Consider the following 23,627-nt stretch of genomic DNA (forward strand, 5'->3'; position numbering starts at 1 on the left):
AGGATACAAAAGGACAATAGTTGGTCCTCTTGTAATAAAGATGCGCCAAATACCCCCCATCAAAATGGTGGCTATTTACTCATCTAATAGGTGTTTGCACCGTCCTGTTTTATATCCATTAGGAGGGCTGAGAATGGTTGCAGAGTGCAGGTAAGGTTGCTCTTTTTCATTTGAAAAACAGCCTTCCCTCTGGGGGTTGTGCCGCCAAATTCTTCCCAATCACTATACACCAAAGGGGAAGCGACGATTGCTCCTGGGATGGCCACGGTATAATCCATCTGTACTTGGTCGCTGAAATTGAAAACGGCGGCAAGGTATTCGCCTTTGCCTTTCCGGCAGATCGCATAGATACATCGGTTCTCCTGATGGCAGTCCAACCAGTAAAAACCGTCTGTTCGATAATCCCACTCGAATAAGGCCGGATGAGATATATAGATATCGTTCAGCTTTGCCATATAATGATAAAACGCATCATGATTTGGATATTTTCGCAAGTCCCAATCCTGTTCTCTTTTTTCGTTCCACTCCCGCAGTTGTCCAAATTCATTTCCCATAAAATTTAGCTTTTTCCCGGGATGCACCAGCATATAGAGATACATTGCCCGCGCCTGGGGGAATTTCTGCTCGTATTGTCCGTTCATCTTTTGGAGAATAGTGGCTTTTCCGTGTACCACCTCATCATGGGAAAAAGGCAAAAGATATTTCTCATTTTGAAAGTACATCATGGAGAAAGTCAGTTTGTGGTACAGGGCTGTCCGCTGCGCTGGAGCCGCTTGGAAATATGTCAGCGTATCGTGCATCCATCCCATGTCCCACTTGTAATCAAACCCTAATCCTCCGTCATGGACGGACTTTGTAATGCCGGGATAATTGGTGCTGTCTTCCGCAATTAGAATGCAGTCCGGATTGTTCTCTTTCAGGCCCAGGTTCATTACTTTGATAAAATCGACAGCGTTGCCATTTACACCCCGCTTTTCGTCTCCCTGCCAGTATATTATGCGGCTGATCGCATCCATCCGCAGACCGTCGAAATGGTATTCTTTCAGCCAAAAGTTTGCCGCAGATTGCAGAAAGCTCCGCACCTCACCGCGAGAGTGCATAAAATTATAGCTGCCCCACTCGCTGACACCCACATCACTATGGGGATACTCATAGAGCGCCGTCCCGTCATACTGTGCCAGCGCATACCAGTCCACCGCAAAATGGACGGGTACAAAATCCAGGATAACGCCGATCCCGCTTTGATGGAGCAGGTCGATCAGCCGTTTCAAATCGTCGGGCTTTCCGTAACGTCTGGTGGGCGCATAAAACCCAGTGTTCTGGTACCCCCAGCTTTCATCGCAGGGATGCTCACAAAGCGGAAGAAATTCCACATAATTATAGCCGCTCTCTTTCAAATAGGGGATAAGGAGCGGGGCAAGCTCGTCATAACGATACCACTCATTGTCGCTGGGTTTTTTCCATGAGCCGAGGTGCATCTCATAGATGTTCATAGGCCGTGCGAGCTGGTTTCCCCTTTGTTTCATCCATTTTCCATCGGCAAAACAATAGGCCGATAGATCGACCACAACAGACTTGTGGTCGGGGCGCAATTCCATCCCAAATCCGTAGGGGTCACAATGATCGGTATAGCCGCCGTTTTGCATATAAATGCGGTATTCGTACGGTTGCCCTACCTTTACATTCGGCACAGCAATCTCATAGAAATTCCCATCATAAACCGGCAGCATAGGAATTTCCTCGTCAGCGTAAAGCAGACTAACACGAGCGGCGTTAGGGGCAAAGGTACGAAATGTTGTCCTTCCTACCGTGAAATGCGCACCCAAATATTCGTATGCGTTTAGAATTTGCCCTTTATAAAACCCATACATATCCACGGTTATTCTCCTCTCGTTGATTCTGTCGTTAAATGAGGCACTCTATTTGATTGAAGAGAGGAATGCAGCAATCGTCCCCCCATCCTGATACCCCTTCGCATACAGCTTTTGCAGGGCATCCTTATCTCGGGTTAAAGTATCAACGCCACAGGTATCATCAGGCGACACAATCAGAACTTGCCCTCGGGCTTCATAAAGTTTTGCCAAGTCTACGCCATCGTTGTAACGCCGGGCCCGGAGGCGAAGCTGTTTTGCCGCTTTTGGGTAGCGTCTCTCAATCCTTTTGGCAAAGGAAGGGTCTTTCCCCGGCTGACGAAATAGGTTCTTGGGCTTGGAGAGAATTAAAACTACCCGGTCACAGCCCATTTGGAACGCCTTTTTTATGGGGATGGGATCGCCTAAAGCGCCGTCATAGTATAGGTGCCGCTTCACTTCATAGGGGTGACAAACAAAGGGGATGGCACTGGAGGCTTTCAGAATGCTGTAATCATCCTGCTGGATATCGTCTTTTCCAAAATATTTGACTTCTCCCGTCTCCGCATCACAGGCAACAATACATAATTCCATAGAGCTTGCCATGATTGCGGGAAAGTCAAGTGGATTTTCTCCCCCAGAATTGCTGAGGGTACCATATATATAGTCCAGATCCAGATAAGACCTTTTCCGAAGAAAATTCCCCCAACTCATGTATTCCTTGCGAAAAGGATATTCCGCATAGAAAGGGTAGTTTCGCCCCCGCTGTCCAGCAGCATAGGCCAATATATTGGCACTTCCGGCAGATACGCCAATGCCGACATCAAAGTGAACACCCATGTCCAAGCAGCGGTCAAATACACCGGCAGCGTAGACCCCACGCAAGCCACCGCCAACATCTATGCTTCCTGTTTTCATATTCTTGTCCTCCATAAGGCCTAAAAAATATGCTGGATGAAGGTGCAAAAAGTAAGGGTAAAGGGTGCAATAAAAAGCTGGCTGTCAAAACGATCCAGCACGCCTCCGTGTCCAGGCAGCAGCCGACCAAAATCTTTGATCCCAGCGGCTCTTTTGATCAGAGACATTGCCAGATCCCCGATTTGCCCGATCACAGAGGCAAGAAGTACATAGCAGGAAAAAACACCATAGCGAATCGGGGTGTTGGTTTGATGGCTGAATACGATTCCCACCGTCAGTATTACAAAATAGGCGATGGTGGTACCCCCCACAAATCCCTCTACCGTTTTCCCCGGGCTGACTTTTGGACTCAACTTATGCTTGCCGATGGCTCGTCCTACAAAGTATGCTGCGACCTCAGTTATCACAGAGGTCAACACCATTAAAATGACATAGTAAAGCCCATATTGGGACATTCGCAGGGTGGGAATGGCAGAAAAGAACAAGGAAATCAAGAACGAGCTTCCAAAGGCCACGCTTACCGTTTGAAAGGTCAGGACATCCACATTGGCCGCAAGGGGAAAAAAGGCGACCAGGGACAGCCCCAGCACAACGGCTACCACCATACGATACTGTGGAATACCGGGGAGGAAAAAGGGCATTGCCGCCCCAAGAAGCATCGATATACAAAGTGGGACCCCCTTGCTTTTGCAGCCTGCCGCACGGTACAGCTCAAAGGTTCCCATTAAATTGAGGGCAGCGGCAAAAGATTTTAAGACATAGGGAAGATAGGAGAAATGTAAAAGCAGCAAAACCAGCGCAGAGAGAAACACGCCTGTTTTCGCCCGTGTTTTCAGCATGGGATCCCCTCCTTATGCTTCATGGCGCCGCCCAAGCTGGGCGGCGCCATGTTTGCATCCGGCTCAGAGCGCAGCCTTCAACGCATCGACCATGTCGGTCCGCTCCCAGGACAGGTCAAGATCCATCCGCCCGAAATGACCATAGGCTGCAATCTGTTCGTAGATGGGGCGGCGCAGATCCAATTTCTCGATGATCTTGGCGGGGCGAAAGTCAAAGAACCGGCCTACCAGCTCAGAGAGCTTCTCATCGCTGACCACCCCGGTACCGTAGGTGTCTACCAGAATAGAGACTGGGTGAGCGACCCCGATAGCATAAGCCACTTCGATCTGGCACTTTTTCGCCAGCCCGGCTGCCACGATATTTTTAGCGGCATACCGGGCCATATAGGCCGCCGAGCGGTCTACCTTAGTGGGATCCTTTCCGCTAAAGCACCCGCCGCCGTGGGCTGCGGAGCCTCCGTAGGTGTCCACGATGATCTTTCGTCCGGTGAGACCGGTATCTCCCACTGGGCCACCCACCACGAACCGCCCGGTAGGGTTGACATAGATCTTGGTGTCCTTGTCCATGTACTGACCGGGGATGACCGGCTTGATGATGGTCTCCGTAACGGCCTCCCTCAGTTCCTTCAAACTGACGTCTGGATCATGCTGGGTAGACACAACAATGGCAGGGCAGCGGAGGATTTCGCCGTTTTCCCCGTACTCTACCGTCACCTGGCTCTTGCCGTCGGGGCGGAGCCAGGGAAGGTTCCCAGCCCTGCGGACCTGGGTCAGGCGGCGGCAGAGCTGATGGGCCAGAGAGATGGGGGCAGGCATCAGCTCGGGTGTCTCATCGCAGGCATAGCCAAACATCATACCCTGATCGCCCGCGCCGATGAGGTCGGCCTCATCGGTGTCGCCATTCTGATGCTCATAGGACTGATTTACTCCCATGGCAATGTCGGGAGATTGCTTGTCGATGGAGCTCATCACAGCGCAGGAGCGGAAATCGAAGCCATAATCGGGGTTGGTATAGCCGATACGCTCGATGGTTCGCCGGGCGATGCCGGGGATGTCGGCATAATGGGAGGTGGTGATCTCTCCCATAACCACCACCATGCCGGTGGTGGTAAAGGTCTCACAGGCCACATGGGCCATAGGATCGGCTGCGATAATATCGTCTAATATTGCATCAGAGATCTGGTCGCAGACCTTGTCGGGGTGGCCTTCCGTGACGGACTCAGAGGTGAAAAGACGTTTTGCCATACGATGTATTCCTTCTTTCTTTTATTGTGAGCTTACTCTTTAGGAGTTTCCTCCGGGGAGACGTTTTGGAGTTTCCCTTCCAACTTTTCCAGCGCCCTTCCAGCAAAGTCTTTGCCACCAACGCCAAAGGAAATAGCAAAGGCAACGGCAAGAGCGGCCAGAATCAGAATGAACGCTGCATTTACCAGCTCCTTCGCAATCCCAAGCTGGCTCAGGATCAAAAAAGCGCCAACGGTGTAAATGGCACACTGGGTCACAAGGGCAGCAGTCTTATGACCATTCTTCACAAGCACCTTTTTAGCAAAGGCATTGCCAATCCAACATCCGATGAAGATGATTGCGGCAGCCAATACATAGGGCAGATACCCAATTACCGTGGCGCCGATTTGAGTCAGCACCTCCATATGAAGTGCGTTGATTCCCTCTACCACAAAGAAGATGACCAGAACAGTCCGTAAGGTTTTGCCGATAACGGAAGAGAGGACCCACTTGCTCTCCTCCTGTCCCACGGCTGTGCGGAGTTTAGCGTCCACGCCGGTGGCGGCAATGACCCGTTCCGCAATAGCGCCCAGCAGCTTCGCAATCACCCAGCCCACCACGAAGATGATGACGGCAGCAAGCAGATAGGGTAAAAACTTAAAGATCATGGTCAGCATCTGCACTGCGGGCTCAGAGATCGCCCGGATATTCAGAGCTTGGAGTGCGGTGATAATAACCGGGATCAAAATGAGGACATAGACCAAATAGGCCAGCGTATTGGAGAGCTTGCCGGTTTCGGATACCTCCATACCTGCCATTTTTTGCAGACGGTTGACCTCCAGCTTATTCAGAGCGGGGGCCAGCAGTTCCCGCACCAGTTTCGCAATGTAGCAACCAATCCAGAGAATGAGGACGGCTGCCAGAATGTTGGGCAGGTATCCCCAGATGGTATTCAGCAGACTCAAAATGGGTGCCGAGACATTGTTCAAGCCCAGGCTTTCAAAGATGCCGGGGACAAAGAGCAAAAACACCACCAGATGGACCAGCTTGCCAATCATCGTCAAGGCGTTGCCAGCCTCCTGTCCTTCTGCTCCCTTACCCAGCTTGGTCTTTGCCAGGAGCTTTGTGACCGCGGATTTGACAACGGCTGAGACGATAAAGGCCAGGAGAAGGATAAGGACGGCTTTGATCACGGCCCACAGGCCTGCGCCAAAAAAGGCTTCCAGTGTTTCAACGAACATGATTGATTCCTCCTGTTTTTATTCAATGGCGTGAAGTGCCTTTGAATCCAAACACAGTTATCTTCTTTTTCCCCAAAAGCAAACCGAGAGCATTCCCGGGCCAGTGTGAGCGCCGGTATATGGGGAAAGCGGTGTGATAAAAACCCGGACATCAGAAGGAGCTGCCTCACGGATCATATCAGCCAAAAGTTCCCCATCCTCTCGGCAACCAGCGTAGTTTATAAATACGACAGGCAAAACGCCTTGAAAATCTGAACCGATGCGGAACAGCTCCACCAGCCGTTTCATGGATTGCTTGCGTCCCCGGACTTTTTCGGCAACGACCAGTTTACCATTACGATCAATCGTAAGAATTGGCTTAATTTGCAATGTGCTCCCCAGAAAGGCAACGGTGGGCGAAACTCTCCCGCCTCGCTTTAAAAAGTCCAGATCATCTACCAGAAACCAGTGGTTCATGTTCTGGAGATGTTCCTCCAGCCATTTGGCGTTTTGCTCCAAAGACATTCCGCGTTCTTTCAATGCGGCGGCCTGGATCACGATCAATCCTTGTCCCGCTGAGGAACTCAGGGTATCCACGCACCGGATCGCCCGCTCCGGGTATTGTTCCTTCAGCATCTCACTTGCCAGCAGCGCATTATGCCAGGTACCGGACATACCAGAGGAAAAACAACAGTAGAGGATATCGTTTCCTGCCTCCAGCACAGGGGAAAAGGCCTCTATGTATTTGTATGGAGTCGCCTGGGTAGTGGATGTTTTTTCACCCTTGCGCAGAGCGTCATAAAAGCAGTCGCTGCTTTCCTCTGCGTCCGCTTTGCCGGGGAAGATCGTATTTGTTTCCTCTGAAAGCATATAATCCATAGATACTCCCTGAATATCGTACCGGCAATACCATTCAAGGGGAATATCTGCGGCGGCATCGGTAAAAATCGTATAGTCGGCCATAAAATTTCCACTCCTCCCTTACTTTTCCTCTGAGGTCAGCTCTCTTCTCATTACGTCTGTCTGCTGATCCCTACCCCGAAAGCATTGGGGCCGGTATGACAGGCAATACTGAAAGAAAGGGGCTCATAGTGGACATTCTCCCATGGAAACGCTTTCCGGACCTGCTGTTCCCAATCCTTCTCAGCATCGGAACACACAAATGAGCTGGCCACTCCAATATTTAGTTTCCCACTGGAGGTTCGCAGGGTGTCTGCCATATTACTTGCACGCTCAAGCAAAGCCTTTTGGCAGGCAGATGTACTACGCGGCAGGCAGCAACGGTCAAAACGACCGCCTTGGCAAATAAGCAGCGGCTTAATATTGAGAACATCCCCCAAGGTTGCCACAGTAGGGGTGCAGCGGCCATTTTTCTTAAGATATTTCAGGGTATTTACACCCAAATAGATCATGGAATCCATGGCAGTGGCTTCTAAGGCAACGCGAATTTCTTTTGCCCTGATGCCCTGATCCGCCAGAGATTTGGCATAAAGGACGGAATCATGGAGCGTCACAGAGATCCGATGGTTGTCCACGATCTGGGCCCTTTCCTCGTACTCTTCCGAAAGCATTTGCGCTGTTTGATAAGAGGAGCTGAGACCACTGGACATGGGGATGTAGACCAGTTCGTCATATCCCTCGGAAAAGATCCGGTCAAACATGGAGATGACATCTCCCGGAGACGGCTGAGAGGTTGATACATCGGCACCCTCGGCTATGTGCTGATAAAATTCGTTTGGAGTGAGGTTTACCCCCTCGAAGTATTCCTTTCCATCCAAAATGACCGGCATGGGAAGCACAAATATTCCCAGCCGTTCTCCCTCTTCCGGGAAAATACCACTGTTGCTGTCTGTCAGAATCGCTGTCTTCATTGTAATCGCTCCTTCTCCTCATGTACATGTACAGTCAAGCCGGTCTCAGCGTCTTTGTCTCCCTCTCTCACCGCAAGAAGATAATCCTTGTCGGTATCCTTTTGTATAGGGATAAATCGCTGTATCGGGTCTGCTTTATCCCGGTGCTTTGCATATCGGTATCCGAAAACGGCAAACACTACCGCACCGACAAAGTTCACAAACAGATCGGCCATGGTATCAATAAGGCCAATATCCAGATAACCGCCTACGCCCAGCGGCTCTCCGTTGATATAGACCTCGGAGATTCCATTGATTTTATATGGAATTCCACTGCCGCCTGTTTCCAGCAGTACAGAAGAAATAGAGTGGATGACAGTATCCTTCTGCATGTCCAGGCCAAAAACCATGTCCATGGTGAACTCGAAAAACTCCCATAGGACCCCTACGGTCATGGAAAAGCATAGGGCCACCAGAACGGTAAAGAAAGGCGAGAGCTGAAACACCAGCTTTTGATTTCGGTTGAGGAGCTCCACCAGGGAGAATCCGATGGCTGCCGCTAAAAAACCGTTTAACATATGGAGAATGGTATCCCAATAGGGGATCGCCGTATAAAACTGATGGATCTCCCCCAAGATTTCTGCGGCGTAGACAAAGAGGAAAATAATGATCTCCAATGTGGTAGGCAGCTCCACCCGTAGGGTGATTTGCGCAATGCTGGGACCGATCAGGAGCAGGAGCGTCAGCAGGCACAAGAACACGCTTTCATAGTTTCCATTAAATAGCTGACGCACCATAACGAGAATGACAGAAAGCCTGAGAATCGTAAATACGATAAAAGAACTTTTGTGTTCTCTCTGTTCTATCCTCATGGCTTTCAGAAACTGCTTGATCCTCCTCATTTTCACTATTACCTCGCTCTCTTCCCTTACAAAACAAAAAACCTCAAAATTCGTTACTTAGCTCTTGCAACCAGCAAGGTTAGACTGTATAATTAAACTGTATATTTTTATCATCTATAGCATGGGTGAGTGGCTGGAATATGACCTTGAGGGGAAAGGAGGGTTTCCATGGAACGGACAAAAAAAGCAATCATTGAGGCTTTTCAAGAAATTCTGGAGGAGACCCCCATCAATAAGATTACGGTAAAAACTATTGTTGAGCGGTGTGAGATCAACCGAAATACATTTTACTACTACTTTGATGGAATCCCGGAGCTTGTGGAGTACCATCTGACTACGATGGTCAATCAACTGTTAGATTCCTTTGACCAGCCGGATCCGGCAACAGAGTTGGAGCGAGTGGTCAACTATTTTAAGCAGAGAAAAACGTCTGTACTTCATATTTACCGTTATTACCCCAGAGAGCAGTTTTTGCCTACATTAGATAAAATAACAACTCATATAGTTGAAAGGTGTATGAAGCAGGCAACAGAGGGAGTTCCTATTCCAGAAGAAGATTTGGACGTCCTGATTCGGTATTATAAAGGTGCTTTGGTCGGTGGGCTCCTGGACTGGCTGGAGTCCGGAATGAGTTATGACATGAATGCGATGGTGGAGCGGCTGTGCAAGCTGATGGAGGGCTCTACCCGTAACGCCATTGAAAAATCCCAGATCAAACAATGAAACAGGTTCAAAAGTGGGAGGGTGCCCCTGGCACCCTCCCACTTTTGTGTCAGCGCCATTATTTCTCTTCGCCTCTGGTGTTTTTCCGCTCCCGGTCAGCAATGTCGGCCAGCTCGGGTCGCTGGGCGCACTCGGCCTGCCAAAGTTCGTCCGCCTTGCCCTTCCAGTGCGCGGCGTACTGGTCGCACTTGGCGCACAGGTGTTCCACGCTCTCGGGGCTCATGGGGTCGGTGGAGTGGGCGCCAGTCTCGGCCACCATCTTCCGCAGGAACTCCGGGTTCTCCAGCATGGGGCAGGGCCGGAGCATATTGTCGTTGAAGGGCATATTGTCGTGATAGGCCATGAAAATGGGGCTGCGGAGAGCGTCCAGCAGGCTCATCTCACGAATGTTGGCGTTGGAGTAGTGGATGAACACACAGGGGTCCACATCGCCGTTGGCATTGATGTGGAGATACCGCTTCCCGCCGGCAATGCACCCGCCCACATACTCGGCGTCGTGCTGGAAGTCCATGGCGAAGAGGGGCTTCTCGGCCCGGAGCTTACGGATGCGGTGGTAGACCCACTCCCGCTGCTCCGGGTTAGGAAGCAACTCGGGAGCGGCGTCGTTGCCCACGGGCATATAGTGGAAATACCAGATGAAGAAGGCTCCCATGTCGATCAGGCTCTGGTAGTACTCGTCCGAGGTGATGGATTTGTAGTTCACGCTGGTGTAGCAGGAGGAGATGCCGTAGGGCAGCCGCCGCTCCCGCATGATCTTCATAGCGTTCTGCACCTTCTGGTAGACCCCGTCGCCCCGGCGGGAGTCAGTGTCACCCTGGTCTCCCTCCAAAGAGATGGCGGGAATGAAATTGCCCACCCGGAGCATCTCGTCGGCGAAGGCCTCGTCGATGAGGGTGCCGTTGGTGAAGGTGAGGAACACGCAGTCATCGTGCTTCTCACAGATCTTAATCAGATCGGCTTTCCGGACCATGGGTTCCCCGCCGGTGTAGATGTACATATAGATACCCAGTTCCTTGCCCTGGGTGATGATGGAGTCGATCTCGTCAAAGGTCAGGTTCAGCTTGTTGCCGTACTCGGCGGCCCAGCAGCCGGTGCAGTGGAGGTTGCAGGCCGAGGTGGGGTCCAGCAGGATGGCCCAGGGGATGTTGCAGCCGTACTCCTTGCGCAGCTTCTCCTGCTTGGGCCAGCCGATCAGGTTGGCGTTGATGAAAAAGTTGGTGATGAGGGTCTTCATCACGTTGGGGTCGGTGTCCCGGAGCATGTGGAGAATGAACTCGTGATAGGGGTGATCCTTGTTCTCAATGGCCTCCCGGATGGCCTTCCGCTGGGAGGGAAATTCCCCGCCGGAGAACTTGTCCGCCCAGTCCATGATCTTGGGCAGGCTTGTCTCCGGGTCCTTGTAGGCGTACTCGATGAGCTTGTCTACCCCAACTTTTTGCAGTGTAGTCTTGAATCCCATGATTTGTGTCCCTCTTTCATATATTTTTTGTGCTCTTTCAGATGAATTCTTCTGTATCCGTTTTACTTGCGGCAGAGCGGTGGGGGAAGTAGACCATCAGCTTGACGATACAGTGGTTGATCGCGCCGCAGGCCAGCAGAACGATGCAGGCAAGGATATGGGTGGCCTGCGGGCTGGGGAAACCGCGGATGATCAGAAGTACGCTGAGGACCCCAGCGGCGATGGAAAGACCCAACACCAATTTCCATTCTTTTATGCCAAAATCCCGTGCTTCCTTGGCCATTTGAATGTGGAACAAACTATCCAGCAGTGCGATCCAGCCAAGCCCCGGTGTGAGATACTGTGCGACAGAGACGTTCTTCACCAGCAACAGCACCCCGACCACCATAAGGAGAAGTCCCCATGCCAAGTCATAACGAAACGCCAGGCAGTATAGATCCTCAGAGAAAAATCCCACCAGCTTGATAATGCCGTAGAGGATCAGAATAACTCCGCTGAAACAGCTCAAAGCTAATGGTGGAAGGTCAGGGAAAATGAGATAGATCACAGCGGCAACATAAAAAACAAAGGAAATAAGGATGTATCCGCTGCGAGCAAATTGTAGTTTTTTCATATTTCACTTCCAATCTGTCAATAAGGGTCTATTGAGCAAATATATTTTTGTTCTTGGCTGTTTGGAAAGGTTCCCCTGCCGATGGTCAAATCATACTCTATGCGGATTTTGTCAACAACGGGCAAATGAGGTCGAATGCACAAAGCTTTGGCATTCGGCCTCATTTGCCTATTAACAGATATAAAAAATCCTGCCAGAATAGAAAACACAAAAGCTTATTTTTTCTTATTTCTAAAGGGGATGCCACAATGGAAAATCGCAGAAAGCCAGTAATTTCCAGCGTGATCACCCTTGCTGCCCTTACGCTGGTTTTGATGCTTTTGTTTCACGGTCAGAGCAGGGAGATTCTTCAGTGCCTTCATACTGTTCCAACTCTCAGCCTTCTGAGACTGCTGCTCCTGGGGCTCTCCTGCCCACTTTTGGAGGCCATTGCACTATGGGTTGCCCTGCGACCTCAAATGCCAAATGTGACCCTTTGGCAGACGCTCACCGCATCCTTTCTTGGGATTTTCGGAAATGTGGCCACCATGGGAGCGGGCTCTATCCCCCTGCAAAGTTGGTATTTCTCCCTCTATGGCCTCTTGCCAGGTGCCGGCGTTGGAATGATGACGCTGTGCTACGCACTACAGAAACTTACCATATTGATTTACGCCACAGTCATGCTGATATTTCAGGGCGGATGGCTACACGCCTCTAACCTAAACCTTTCCCGTTATATTCTGCTTGGATATATCGTCTGCGGCTTGATCATCCTGGCGCTGATTCTCCTTTGTACTTGGGAAAAAGTACAAAAGCTGGCGCTATGGTGTATTGGCAAACTACCCGATACGGGAAAATGGGCCAAGCGGAAATCCGAATGGAGTAAAAATATAGAGGTACTCCGTACCCAATCCAAAGTCCTGCTGACCGACCGAGGCCGCTGCGGCGCCGTAATGCTGCTATATGCGGGAAAGTATTGTCTGCTTTATACGGTTTCCTATTATGGTGTTTCCCTGCTGGGGCTTGAACAGCTTTCATTTGGGCAGGTACAGCTTCTCTCTGCAGTTATGGTTCTGATTGCCGGCGCGATCCCCAATGTGGGAGGCGTTGGACCAGCAGAGTTTGCCTTTACATTGCTCTATTCTCCCTATCTGGGAAGGGCCAGCGCTGCCTCCGCCATGATCCTGTACCGAATGGCAAGCTACTTTTTCCCCTTTCTGGTCAGCATTCTTTTTTTCGTTTCCTTCCACTGCTTGGTTCAGCAAAAGAAAAAGCAGCAGGCTGAAAATAGGAGGCGCAAATGATGGGAAAAGGTCAAACTTTTTTAAAAAAAGTGCATCATCTGGACGCATCTCTTCCATCTTCCAGTGAAGCCATTGCGGCAGAATACTTGTGCCCAGACGGAAAGGCTCAGATTGACGTTTCCTTGTATGAAGGCATGGAACTGCTTGATCCGCTTTCCGTTGGCCGGCAGCGGGATCTCAGGGCAGATATCTATGACTATATTGACCGCAAACTCTATGCAATTCCCACGCTCTATGACATCCGAATTTGTTTTCACGGGAAACTGCCCGAAGATGTTTCAGAAACGGAAATCGCAGCCATGCTCACAGAACACTATGCCTTTATTTTCCGGGACAAAGAAGCAGATTTGCGGATCAACTCTCTGAAGATGCTTGGATTAGCTCTCTGTGGAATTGCCTTCCTGACCTTGTATTTTGCGCTGGAGCTATCCAATCTGAAACCCATATTCATGGAATTTTTAAGCATTATGGGAACATTTGCTCTTTGGGAGGCTGTAGATTGCTGGCTCCTGGAGCGTAAGGCCCTCAAAGCAGAGTGCCTATATGCGGGGCAAGCCGTACTAAGCGAGATTTCCTTTACACATGAGTGAAATATATAAGAAAAGAGGAAGAAAAATGAGTGCAAAATGGATGTATGTTCGTAAATGGTTGATCGGTGTAAGCTGCTGCTCGTTGGTTCTCGGCACTGTTATGATGATCTGGCCTCAAGTTTCTGCTACAGCCTTGTGCTGGATATTGGGCCTGCTCATCGTGGGAGTGGGGATTCATGAAATCGCAAGGTACTTCCAGCTCGGTTTTGCGGGGCTTTTTTTCCGCCTCGACCTCGTTTTGGGCATTTGCGATATTTTGATTGGAGTTGTTCTCCTGCCACCGTTTATCGGCTCTTCGTTCCTCCCGTTTGCAGCAGGATTGTATGTTCTTGCGGGTAGTATATTCAACATTCAACTTGCCCTAAATATCTCCAAATACAAGATGGGAGCCTGGGGAACTTCTTTGGCTCTTGGCATAGTAGGGCTTGTGCTATCCATTTTTCTCTTTGCAGATCCCTTCCACGGAACTGCGGCGCTGATGACCTTTATGGGAGTGTCCCTTATGGTCAACGGCATACAGGGACTTTATGATGTGTCCCGCCTTACAAAAGCCATAAAAATAAGTGAAGGACCAAAGGCTGAGAGCCAGTCTGAAGTAATTGACGTAGAATGGAGACGCGTGGAGTAACATGAGGAAAAAGAACCCGATTAACATCCCATACCCCAATATTGCCCGTTATAATCCTTCCGTGGAGCATGGCCTCACCTCACGGCAGGTTCAGGGGAATACCGAAGCTGGACTTATCAATGTAACCAGCGATAAAGCATCCAAAACCGCTGGGCAAATCGTTTGCTCCAATCTGTTTACTTACTTTAACCTTATTTTCTTTCTTCTGGCAGGGGTCTTGGTCTATGAGGGTTCATACAACAATCTGACTTTCCTTGGCGTCGTATTTGCCAACACGATTGTAGGCATTGTGCAGGAACTGAAAGCCAAACGAGTATTGGACAAGCTCCAACTGGTAGCAGCCCCGGAGAGTATTGTCATTCGAGACGGAAAGGAAATCCGGCTTCCAAGCGAGGAACTGGTGTTGGACGACATTGTACTTTTGACAGCGGGCAATCAGGTCTGTGCCGACTGCGTGGTCTGCGATGGAGAACTTACGGTCAATGAGTCGCTGGTCACTGGCGAAGCGGATGAGATCAAGAAAGCGGTCGGAGATACCCTTTTATCAGGTAGCTTTGTTGTGTCAGGGAAAGCCTATGTTCGGCTGGACAAGGTGGGAGATGACTCCTTTGCAGCTCAACTCTCTGTAGGGGCCAAGCAGATTAAAAAAAGGCAGCAGCCGGGAATGATGCGCTCTCTCACCTGTCTTATACAGATCATCGGAGTCATCATTATTCCTTTTGCCGCTATGATGTTTTGGAACCAGTATCATGTAATTGGCCTCACCGAGCGGGTCAGCGTGGAAAATACTGCCGCCGCCATTATCGGCATGATCCCGGAAGGGCTGTATCTGCTCACCAGCGTGGCCCTCATGGCCAGTACCATCCGTCTTGCCAAACAGAACACTCTGGTCCATGACATGAAGTGTATTGAAACCTTGGCGCGGGTGGATGTGATATGCGTAGACAAAACCGGTACCATTACGCAGCCTCAGATGGAAGTAAGAAAAATCATCCCGCTATATCCACTGAAACCGGCACAGATCTCTTTGGCCTCTGTGATGATGATCGGGATCCCCTCGTTCTTCCTGGCGCTGGAGCCCAACACGGATCTGGTTCACGGTAAATTCCTGCGCAACGTCCTCTTTCGCGCCCTGCCCGCCGCCCTCACCTCGGTGATCCTGGTGGAGTGGTCCCTGCTCTTTGCCGATGCGTTCCAAATCCCCACCGAACTCGCTTCCACGGTGGCCTTTTTCCTCTATGCGATTGCGGCCTACCTCATGCTGTTTCGGGTCTGTAAGCCCATGACCGCCTGGCATGGGATCCTGTTCGGCGCCATGGGAGCGCTGTTTTTAGCGGCGGTCTTCCTTATCCCGGAGTGGTTCCACATTGTCCCTCTGAACTATGGTTGCGCCCTTATATTGTCCGCACTGCTATTGCTGTCCTTTCCCATTGACCACACTTTACAACGGGCTTTTTTATGGTTGGAGTCCTGCATGCCGGGTGGAAAGCGAGTAATCAATGGGAGCGATAGGAAGGAGAATCCTCATGCATAAAACGACTAAACAGGCAATGGAGGAATCACTGAAACGATTGTTGCTCCAAAAGCCATTGAATAAAATCACCATCAGCGACATTACCGAAGACTGTGAGGTCAACCGCATGACCTTTTACTATCACTTCAAGGATATCTATGATTTGGTGGAATGGTCCTGTGAGGAGGATGCCAGACGGGCATTGAACGGAAAAAAGACCTATGAGACCTGGCAGGAAGGGTTTTACCAGATTTTCCAGGCGGTGGCAGAGAACAAGCCCTTTATTATGAATGTGTATCACTCGGTGAGCCGGGAGCAGGTAGAGAACTATCTATACAAGGTCACATATGATCTGGTCATCGGCGTAGTGGAAGAAAAATCGGCGGTTATGGCGGTGCGGCAGGATGATAAAGAATTCATTGCTCACGTCTGGAAGTACGCCTTTGTAGGTTTGATGCTGGATTGGATCCGGAACGACATGAAAAGTGACCCCAAAGAGCTTGTGGCCCGGTTTTCTACTGTGATCCACGGCAGTATCACCAACGCTTTGGAGCAGGTGCGGACAGATAAAAACCATCACCCATGACCTTTTGATAAAAAAACAGACATTTTTCCTCTTATGACGGATTTTTTATCAAAGCGTTCAGGTTGCTGATTGAGCGGGGGATAAAACTGCGTTACCATTGGTTATGTCAAGAGGCCCTAAAACAATAATAGGAGGTATAATTTATGTATTATTCCAGCGGTAACTATGAAGCTTTTGCCCGTCCCCTGAAGCCGGAGGGTGTGGATCACAAGTCGGCCTACTTCATCGGCACCGGCCTGGCGGCCCTGTCCGCCGGCTGCTTCCTGGTGCGGGACGCCCAGATGCCCGGCAAGAACATCCACTTCTTTGACCGTGACCCGGTGGCCGGCGGTGCCTGTGATGGGTGGAAGTACCCCGAGATCGGCTATGTCATGCGGGGTGGCCGGGAGATGGACAACCACTTCGAGGTCATGTGGGATCTGTTCCGCTCTATCCCCTCCATTGAGACCGAGGGGGTCAGCGTTCTGGACGAGTATTACTGGCTGAACAAAAAGGATCCCAACTACTCCCTGTGCCGGGTCACCGAGAACCGGGGCCAGGACGCCCACACGGACGGGAAGTTTGGCATCTCTGACAAGGGGGCCATGGAACTGATGCGGCTGTTCTTTACCCCCAATGAGGAGCTGGAGGACAAACGGATCACCGACATCTTTGATGACGAGGTGTTCAACTCCAACTTCTGGACCTACTGGCGCACCATGTTTGCCTTCTACAACTGCAACAGCGCCCTGGAGATGAAGCTCTACATGCAGCGCTTCATCCACCATATCGACGGGCTCCCCGACCTGCGGGCCCTCCGTTTCACCAAGTACAACCAGTATGAGTCCATGATCCTGCCCATGGTGAAATACCTGGAGGACCACGGCGCCCAGTTCCACTTCAACACCCAGGTGATGGATGTGCGCTTCGATATTCGGGACGGACGGAAGGTGGCCAAGCGGGTGGAGCTGCTCCATGACGGTAATCAGGAATTCCTGGATCTGACCGAGGATGATTACCTCTTTATCACCAACGGCAGCAACGTGGAGAATTCCACCATCGGCGGTCAGGATAAGCCCTGCGAGTACATTCCTGCCCCCCAGCCCGGCGGCTCCTTCGACCTGTGGCGGAAGATCGCAGCCCAGGATCCCTCCTTCGGCCATCCCGACAAGTTCTGTGGCGACCCCGAGGAGTGCAAGTGGATGGGCGTGACCGTCAACACTCTGGACGAGAAGATTCTGCCCTACATCAAAAATATCTGCAAGCGGGATCCCCTGTCCGGCAATGTGGTCACCGGCGGCATTGTAACAGCTCAGGACTCTGGGTGGCTTTTGAGCTGGACTATCAACCGCCAGCCCCAGTTCCACTCCCAGCCCAAGGATCAGTGCCTGGTGTGGCTCTACGGTCTGTTCCCCAACGCGGAGGGCGACTTTGTGAAGAAGCCTATGAAGGACTGCACCGGCAAGGAGATCTGCATGGAGTGGCTCTACCACATCGGGGTGCCCGAGGATCAGATCGAGGAGTTGGCCACCCACAGCGCCAACACGGTGCCCACCATGATGCCCTTCGCCAGCGCCTACTTCATGCCCCGCGCCAAGGGCGACCGGCCCCAGGTGGTGCCTGAAGGAGCGGTGAACTTTGCCTTCCTGGGCCAGTTTGCCGAAGTGGAGCGGGATACCGTGTTTACCACTGAATATTCCATGCGTACCGCTATGGTGGCTGTCTACACCCTCTTCAACGTGGATCGAGGCGTGCCCGAGGTCTGGGGCAGCCTCTATGACATCCGGGATCTGCTGAAAGCCTCCATCAGCCTCCGGGACGGCAGACCTCTCACCGAGATGGACCTGGGCTTCAAGGAGCGGATGGCGGTGAAAAAGGTGCTGGAGAAGATCGAAGGCACCGATGTGGAAAAGCTGCTGAAGGAGTATCATGTAATCTAAAACGCCTTCAAAAAATGAGAATGGCGCCGGAAACCGATTGGGATCCGGCGCCATTTTCAGAAAAGGGATGACAAGAATCATTTAAAAGGAGTATAGCAATGGATATGGACAGGGAAAAAATGCGGGTTTCCTCTTATGTGCTGTTATCCGCTTCTGCTGTAGCGGGGGCAACCGCCTATGCAGTCACAAGGCTCCTTGCAAAAACGGCTCTTGACCGAGAAGCGCCTAAAGTTGCCCCCGTGATTTCAGGAGCAATGAGTCAGCTAATTGCTGGCTCCCTTGCAGATGAGGAGATTCTAACCCGGCAGAAAGAGGCAGCCCAAAGATTACGGGAGAAAAATCTGGAAACCGTTGAAACCCGAGCCCATGATGGAATTGAGCTTGTAGGTCATTGGTACCCATGTGAAAACCCCAAACGGGTTGTGATCGCCATGCACGGCTGGCGTTCTTCCTGGGATATGGGTTGTGGGCTGATTGCGGATTTTCTGCATGACAATCACTGCTGTGTTCTTTTTGCGGAGCAACGGGGGCAGAACAGCAGCGGAGGCGACTACATGGGGCTGGGTGTCACAGAACGATTTGACTGCCTGCAATGGATTCGCTGGGCAACAGATGAGCGGGCACTTGACCTCCCAATCTATTTAAGTGGAGTATCCATGGGTGCGACTACTGTTTTAATGGCAGCGGGGTTGGATCTTCCACGGAACGTTCATGGAATTGTGGCTGACTGTGCCTATACCTCTCCTGATGAGATTGGGAGACACATTTCCAACGAAAATCTCCATCTGCCCTATCACCTTCGTCGAAAAATCATGGCTGGTATCTATGAGCAAAAGAACCAGGTCAAGGGTTTTGACTACTCAACTCTTGACGCACTAAAGACAAACTCTGTTCCAATTTTGTTTATCCATGGGGCGCAGGATCAATTTGTCCCTGTGGACATGACCTATCAAAATTATATTGCTTGTGCAGCCCCCAAGCGGTTGTTAATCGTTCCAGGGGCGGGACATGGAGTGAGTTACTTGGTAGAGAAGGAACGATATGAAAATGCAATCAAAGATTTCTGGGCCGATTTTGACTGAGCAGCTTTATCGTTGAAATGGGCGTGAACAGCAAATAGGTCGGTGGGATATCCTAAATAGCTCCAAGGGATAAAGGAAAAAGTTAGAATTCATATAGTATGCTACCGACCGCTATGAGGAGTATCTGGATATGAGCGACGACGAATATTTAGAGCTTCTGGAATCCAAGCGGGAGGAAATTGTCTCAAGCCTTCTGGCTATGTGCAGAACCAAGCGGCGGAACTTGTTTAAGACCGGCCCTGTCGCTGGTAGTGTTGCGTACCGGTTTTCAGTACACCGCCTGTGTGACAAGCAAAATACGAACAGCCTTGCCAACCGCTTCGTCAGCGAAGTGATGGAGCAGCTCATAGCGGAAGGCCGGCTGATCACAGCCCATACACGCCAAGGCGAGGGTGTACGGACCGCAACGGCCCAAGAGTTGGGGGAGCAAAAGCATAAGCCCACAGAGCAGACAGAGGGACAAATGACTATGACCATGTGAAGGAGCAAATTCCATGATTTTCGCAACCGGAGATACCCACGGCAACTTCCAGCGGTTTGGGACAAAGCACTTCCCGGAGCAGAAGGAGATGAGCCGCAGCGACCATGTCATTATCTGCGGCGACTTCGGCGGCGTCTGGGCGGATACCCCCAACGAGCGGTATTGGCTGGACTGGCTGGAGGACAAGCCCTTTACCACACTGTTCGTAGACGGCAACCATGAGAACTTCGACAGGCTGAACGCTCTGCCCATTCAGAAATGGCACGGCGGTAAGGTCCATGAGATCCGTCCCCATATCCTTCACCTGATGCGGGGGCAGGTCTTTGAAATTGAGGGATACACCTTCTTCACCATAGGCGGCGCCGCCTCTCATGATATCTGGGACGGCATTCTTGACCCTGCAAGTCCTACCTTCGAGGAGGACTACTGGCTGAAACGCCGTACCCGGCAGGTGTTCCGTGTCAAGGGAGTCTCCTGGTGGGAGCAGGAAATGCTGAGCGAAGATGAGTATGCGGAAGCCGTCCGCAATCTGGAGCGTGTAGGATATGAGGCAGATTACATCATCACCCACTGCGCACCCACCAGCGTCCAGCAGAAGCTGAACCCGGACTTCACCCCAGATTCCCTCACCGATTTTCTGGAGAAGGTCAAAACAAAAGCGGATTATCACTACTGGCTGTTCGGGCATTACCACGACAACAGAGCAGTCGATGAAAAGCACATCCTCCTGTGGGAGCAGATGGTACAGGTCATTTGAAAAAGCAGTACAGAGATAAGTGCGGGAATGGTTGCCCGCATTTATCTTTGTGCTGCTGCAATATCAGGCGCACAGCGCCGGAAAGGAGAAACGGATGAATATCAGGAAGCCCGTAGATTACAGCGCCATGTTCGTGGCGCTGGACACGCTGGTGACGGCAGAACTGCCGCAGATGAAGCTGTACTGCGAGATAGGCCGACTGGTCAGCGACAGACCGGAAAAAGGCGCGGCTGTGGCTGCGGCGGAGTATTTAAAGCGCCGCTACCCTGAAGCATCCGGCTTCTCTCCCCGCAATGTGCGCCGGATGCGGGACTTTTACAGGCTGTATGAGAGCACTCCACAACTTATGGAGCAGGCGCTGCACCTGAACTGGACGCAGAATGTTGTAATCATGGAAGCCGCCCTTTCTATGGAAGAACGGGCATGGTATCTTCAAGTCTGCATCGAACATAGCTGGTCAAAGTCTGAATTGCAGCGGCAAATCGACTGCGGCGCTCATCTGGAAGTTCCTCTCGACCAATTTCCCCAAACATGGTATAATGACTGTAACGGCGAACAGGAAACGAGGGTATCCCAGAATGACGAAAGTGCTTTTTATCTGCCACGGGAGGATTTCACCGTAACTCCCGAAATGACGATATTTCGCGGCTTGAGAGCAGGTAACAGCCCGATTTACTACCAATTTACTACTTGAGTTTGAGCCTCGACACGATACATAAACCTACGCCCCGCAGGGCGTGAGAGCGCCAGCAATTCGGAGAATTGCGAAAAGCGTACCAAACCTTATTCCCCGCCTTATGCCAGACTCCGGACCAGTACCCCGGTTCTGTTCGTGGCGGGCCACCCAGTTACCGTTCCAGCAACACGGCCACCCTCTGAACAACAAAAAAGCGGCCTCGGGCTAGAAAAGTCCGAAAAAACCGCTTGCGTGCCGTCACAGATTGCAGTACAATACAAACAAGGCGAATAATAAGGGCAGGACGTGGAGAGTTCGCACCTCCCCACGTCCCTATGCAGGAGACGTGACCTCCCACACAGCAAGATAACTTGCGCCGATTTCATTATAAAGGGAACGCCCTCGTTTTACAAGGGAAAATCTCTCCGTAATGGGTTTGTGTGCTGATTGATAGGGCTGTGCAGGGAATTTACATACCTGCACGGCCTTTTTGTTCGCCCCGCAGATGCAACTGCCCACGGGGGTCGGGACTGTCCCACCCCCACGGGCTGCTCTGCTGGGAGACAATCAGCGCACAAATCTATTTTTTATAAAAGGAGAGAATTACCCATGAAAAGATATAGGTGTTTTCTTGGCGTCCTACTGGCCGCTGTGTTGCTGGTCAGCGCCATTCCCGCAGCTTATGCCACCGATACCGGTGCGCTCAACGGCGAAAGCGGCAAGTGGGCCGACTTTGACGAGACCGTCTATGACGCTGTCAGTTGGATTAGCGATGTGAAGAACAACAAGTTCGATTGGCCGTCCAGCGGAACGGTTCTTCTGAAAGTATCCAGTTCCACCTATACTCTTACAGGCAGCAGCCCCAACTGCATCGGCATCACTATCCCTGCGGGTCTGAAAGTAGACATCTACAAGTATTATAAGTCCGCCGGTATGTCCGAGTTCGGCTATGAATTGCTCGGTCACTTAGATACCACTGATGGCAAGTCTATCACTATCGGCAAGGACACTGGTTCCAACAACAACTCCGGAAGTTCCGGCAGTGTAAACGGCGTCAAGGAAGAGTGGAGCGAAGTTAAGAATGTCTATGTACCCGGCACTCCGTCCGCCAATTACAGCAATTCCTACACTGATGTTCCCACTACCATGTGGTGCTATCATCCCGTCATGACTCTAACCGAGGGCGGTCTGCTCGCAGGCTACGGCAACGGTAAGTTTGGGCCGAATGATACGCTCACCAAAGAGCAGGTTCACATCATTTACACCCGCATGCTCGGTCAGACTCCCTATCCCAACGGTAATCAGGAAGTCGCTTCCCGTGCTTATGCAGCCATCTGGTTCACTGGACGAGCACTGACAAATAACGGAACTTTCGTTCTGACCGCCTATGAAACTCAGTTGGCGAAAGACTGCGGCAATCTTCTTTCCCGCGTAGCCAGCAATGGAGTTACCAGCATTGGCAGTATGCAGAGAGGTGTTTACGACTGTTGGCGTGCTAATCTTGCAGCAGGTAAAAACATCAACTATATCAACTCCATCGACGAACTGCCCGACGCTGCTGAAATCCGCAAGTGGATTGACACCAACTGGATGGAAATGAAGACCGTTCTGCTCATGACTGGTTCCTACACGAAAGACGAAGTCGCTGCGATGTGTGAAAAGTCCATCTGCTGGGCGTACAATCTGGGACTGGTTGGCGGCGTTGATAGCAAGGGTACTTTCGCTCCCAACGCTCCCCTGACCCGTGGTCAGTTGAGCCAGATTTTGTACAACATGGGCTGGACTTACGACGGTGTCCTCAGTTACAACAAGTAATCCACTCCATCACCCGCCCCGGTCTCCGGGGCGGGTATTTTTTTCGTCATTTTTTACAAAGTTTTTCCCTGGCGACAGTCAAAGACCACTTTGCACTACCTCGCCGTCCAGTGCACCATCGTCACACCTCCAAAATGGAAATTTTAGGAATTTTTTGAACGATGCGATAAATCGTACCTTTGGCCAATCGCCATTTTGCGGTGGTATAAATCAGCCTTTTTCTGGGCTTTTTTATGCCCAATTTATAACCTTAAAAAGTTGCGAAATATTGACGAATAATGATTTTTTCGAAACTTTACATGCGAAAAAGCTTGTGATATGATACGCAACGAAAGGAGGCGATAAGCCGTGAAAGGTTTATCCAAATTTTTTGACACCGCACGATTCTTGAGCGGAAAGCGTCTGGAGGTCGTTGGTGTCTCCCCGTGGAGCGAATATGAAACCAAAGAAATCCTCGGGACGAAAATCAGCACCGTCATTGCGGATGACCAAACAGTCTACCCCACTCGTAGTGGCGAAACCATCAGCAACAAGTATGAGCAGATGGTTGTGAAGGTACGCAAGCTGGGATTGAACATCCCCATTGGCTCGTCCATCGAGTTAATCAATCCTGTCGGCGTTGTCTATGGTGAATACCATAACCGCCTCTCTCTGACTGCCGATGATGTCAAAGTCATCGCTGCTGCCAAGGAGTAACCC

Annotated in this window: 23 protein-coding genes; 13 read left to right on the forward strand and 10 right to left on the reverse strand. The window is 51.1% G+C overall.

All coding sequences use genetic code 11. The features are described from left to right. Positions 1 to 83: 83 nt before the first annotated feature. The 8 genes from glgB to J9789_RS12555 form a co-directional block, all read right to left on the reverse strand. On the reverse strand, positions 84 to 1,877 hold the full coding sequence (glgB, locus tag J9789_RS12520; RefSeq protein WP_209345910.1) for a 1,4-alpha-glucan branching protein GlgB: 1,794 nt from the start codon (positions 1,875 to 1,877) through the stop codon (positions 84 to 86). A 42-nt stretch (positions 1,878 to 1,919) separates the two neighbouring features. After that, a complete protein-coding gene (locus J9789_RS12525) occupies positions 1,920 to 2,768 on the reverse strand; it encodes a patatin family protein (RefSeq protein ID WP_209345912.1) in 849 nt (282 codons plus the stop codon). A gap of 20 nt (positions 2,769 to 2,788) precedes the next feature. Beyond that, positions 2,789 to 3,607, reverse strand: a complete 819-nt coding sequence (locus J9789_RS12530; RefSeq protein ID WP_209345914.1) for a phosphatidate cytidylyltransferase — start codon at positions 3,605 to 3,607, stop codon at positions 2,789 to 2,791. A gap of 63 nt (positions 3,608 to 3,670) precedes the next feature. Continuing rightward, entirely contained in the window at positions 3,671 to 4,852 is a 1,182-nt protein-coding gene (metK, locus tag J9789_RS12535) for a methionine adenosyltransferase (protein WP_209345916.1), read from the reverse strand. A 32-nt stretch (positions 4,853 to 4,884) separates the two neighbouring features. After that, a complete protein-coding gene (locus J9789_RS12540) occupies positions 4,885 to 6,072 on the reverse strand; it encodes a mechanosensitive ion channel (protein ID WP_087389047.1) in 1,188 nt (395 codons plus the stop codon). Positions 6,073 to 6,129: 57 nt separating this feature from the next. Further along, positions 6,130 to 7,014 (reverse strand): DegV family protein, encoded by an 885-nt coding sequence (locus J9789_RS12545; RefSeq protein ID WP_209345918.1) that lies wholly within the window; start codon positions 7,012 to 7,014, stop codon positions 6,130 to 6,132. Between the two features lie 50 nt (positions 7,015 to 7,064). Next, positions 7,065 to 7,922 carry a DegV family protein gene (locus J9789_RS12550; RefSeq protein WP_209345920.1) on the reverse strand — a complete coding sequence of 286 codons (858 nt, stop codon included), beginning with the start codon at positions 7,920 to 7,922 and terminating at the stop codon, positions 7,065 to 7,067. After that, a complete protein-coding gene (locus J9789_RS12555) occupies positions 7,919 to 8,803 on the reverse strand; it encodes a hypothetical protein (RefSeq protein ID WP_209345921.1) in 885 nt (294 codons plus the stop codon). Before J9789_RS12555 ends, J9789_RS12550 begins: the two co-directional genes overlap by 4 nt. A 168-nt stretch (positions 8,804 to 8,971) precedes the next feature. Here J9789_RS12555 and J9789_RS12560 point away from each other — a divergent pair, with 168 nt between their 5' ends. Further along, the gene (locus tag J9789_RS12560; RefSeq protein WP_209345923.1) at positions 8,972 to 9,526 is read left to right on the forward strand and encodes a TetR/AcrR family transcriptional regulator; all 555 of its coding nucleotides are present in this window, start codon (positions 8,972 to 8,974) and stop codon (positions 9,524 to 9,526) included. Positions 9,527 to 9,584: 58 nt separating this feature from the next. Here the strand turns inward: J9789_RS12560 and J9789_RS12565 are convergent, their stop codons facing one another. Further along, complete coding sequence (locus tag J9789_RS12565; protein WP_209345925.1) at positions 9,585 to 10,985, reverse strand: radical SAM protein; 1,401 nt, start codon at positions 10,983 to 10,985, stop codon at positions 9,585 to 9,587. A 37-nt stretch (positions 10,986 to 11,022) separates the two neighbouring features. Further along, positions 11,023 to 11,598, reverse strand: a complete 576-nt coding sequence (locus J9789_RS12570; RefSeq protein WP_087389052.1) for a DUF308 domain-containing protein — start codon at positions 11,596 to 11,598, stop codon at positions 11,023 to 11,025. Positions 11,599 to 11,846: 248 nt separating this feature from the next. On the opposite strand from J9789_RS12570, the gene J9789_RS12575 reads away from it, so the two are divergent. The 12 genes from J9789_RS12575 to J9789_RS12630 all read left to right on the forward strand — a co-directional run bounded on the left by J9789_RS12575 (position 11,847) and on the right by J9789_RS12630 (position 23,624). Beyond that, the gene (locus J9789_RS12575) at positions 11,847 to 12,881 is read left to right on the forward strand and encodes a lysylphosphatidylglycerol synthase domain-containing protein (protein WP_209345927.1); all 1,035 of its coding nucleotides are present in this window, start codon (positions 11,847 to 11,849) and stop codon (positions 12,879 to 12,881) included. Then, positions 12,878 to 13,471, forward strand: a complete 594-nt coding sequence (locus tag J9789_RS12580; RefSeq protein ID WP_209345929.1) for a hypothetical protein — start codon at positions 12,878 to 12,880, stop codon at positions 13,469 to 13,471. The genes J9789_RS12575 and J9789_RS12580 overlap by 4 nt, the downstream gene beginning before the upstream one ends. Before the next feature lie 25 nt (positions 13,472 to 13,496). After that, on the forward strand, positions 13,497 to 14,099 hold the full coding sequence (locus tag J9789_RS12585; RefSeq protein ID WP_209345931.1) for a DUF308 domain-containing protein: 603 nt from the start codon (positions 13,497 to 13,499) through the stop codon (positions 14,097 to 14,099). A gap of 1 nt (position 14,100) precedes the next feature. Then, entirely contained in the window at positions 14,101 to 15,633 is a 1,533-nt protein-coding gene (locus tag J9789_RS12590) for an HAD-IC family P-type ATPase (RefSeq protein WP_209345933.1), read from the forward strand. Further along, positions 15,626 to 16,198, forward strand: a complete 573-nt coding sequence (locus J9789_RS12595; protein WP_209345935.1) for a TetR/AcrR family transcriptional regulator — start codon at positions 15,626 to 15,628, stop codon at positions 16,196 to 16,198. Before J9789_RS12590 ends, J9789_RS12595 begins: the two co-directional genes overlap by 8 nt. A gap of 143 nt (positions 16,199 to 16,341) precedes the next feature. Then, complete coding sequence (locus J9789_RS12600; RefSeq protein ID WP_209345937.1) at positions 16,342 to 18,117, forward strand: oleate hydratase; 1,776 nt, start codon at positions 16,342 to 16,344, stop codon at positions 18,115 to 18,117. Positions 18,118 to 18,215: 98 nt separating this feature from the next. Beyond that, positions 18,216 to 19,199, forward strand: a complete 984-nt coding sequence (locus tag J9789_RS12605) for an alpha/beta hydrolase (protein ID WP_209345939.1) — start codon at positions 18,216 to 18,218, stop codon at positions 19,197 to 19,199. Between the two features lie 130 nt (positions 19,200 to 19,329). Continuing rightward, on the forward strand, positions 19,330 to 19,680 hold the full coding sequence (locus J9789_RS12610) for a hypothetical protein (RefSeq protein ID WP_209345941.1): 351 nt from the start codon (positions 19,330 to 19,332) through the stop codon (positions 19,678 to 19,680). Between the two features lie 13 nt (positions 19,681 to 19,693). Continuing rightward, positions 19,694 to 20,437 (forward strand): metallophosphoesterase, encoded by a 744-nt coding sequence (locus J9789_RS12615; protein ID WP_209345943.1) that lies wholly within the window; start codon positions 19,694 to 19,696, stop codon positions 20,435 to 20,437. Positions 20,438 to 20,456: 19 nt separating this feature from the next. Then, on the forward strand, positions 20,457 to 21,131 hold the full coding sequence (locus tag J9789_RS12620; protein WP_209345945.1) for a DUF1016 N-terminal domain-containing protein: 675 nt from the start codon (positions 20,457 to 20,459) through the stop codon (positions 21,129 to 21,131). A 591-nt stretch (positions 21,132 to 21,722) separates the two neighbouring features. Continuing rightward, entirely contained in the window at positions 21,723 to 22,928 is a 1,206-nt protein-coding gene (locus J9789_RS12625; RefSeq protein WP_209345947.1) for an S-layer homology domain-containing protein, read from the forward strand. A 348-nt stretch (positions 22,929 to 23,276) separates the two neighbouring features. Beyond that, positions 23,277 to 23,624, forward strand: coding sequence for a hypothetical protein (locus tag J9789_RS12630; protein ID WP_209345949.1), 348 nt, complete (start codon positions 23,277 to 23,279; stop codon positions 23,622 to 23,624). Positions 23,625 to 23,627 lie beyond the last annotated feature (3 nt).

The organism is Flavonifractor sp. AGMB03687 (assembly GCF_017811815.1).
GTDB lineage: Bacteria > Bacillota > Clostridia > Oscillospirales > Oscillospiraceae > Flavonifractor.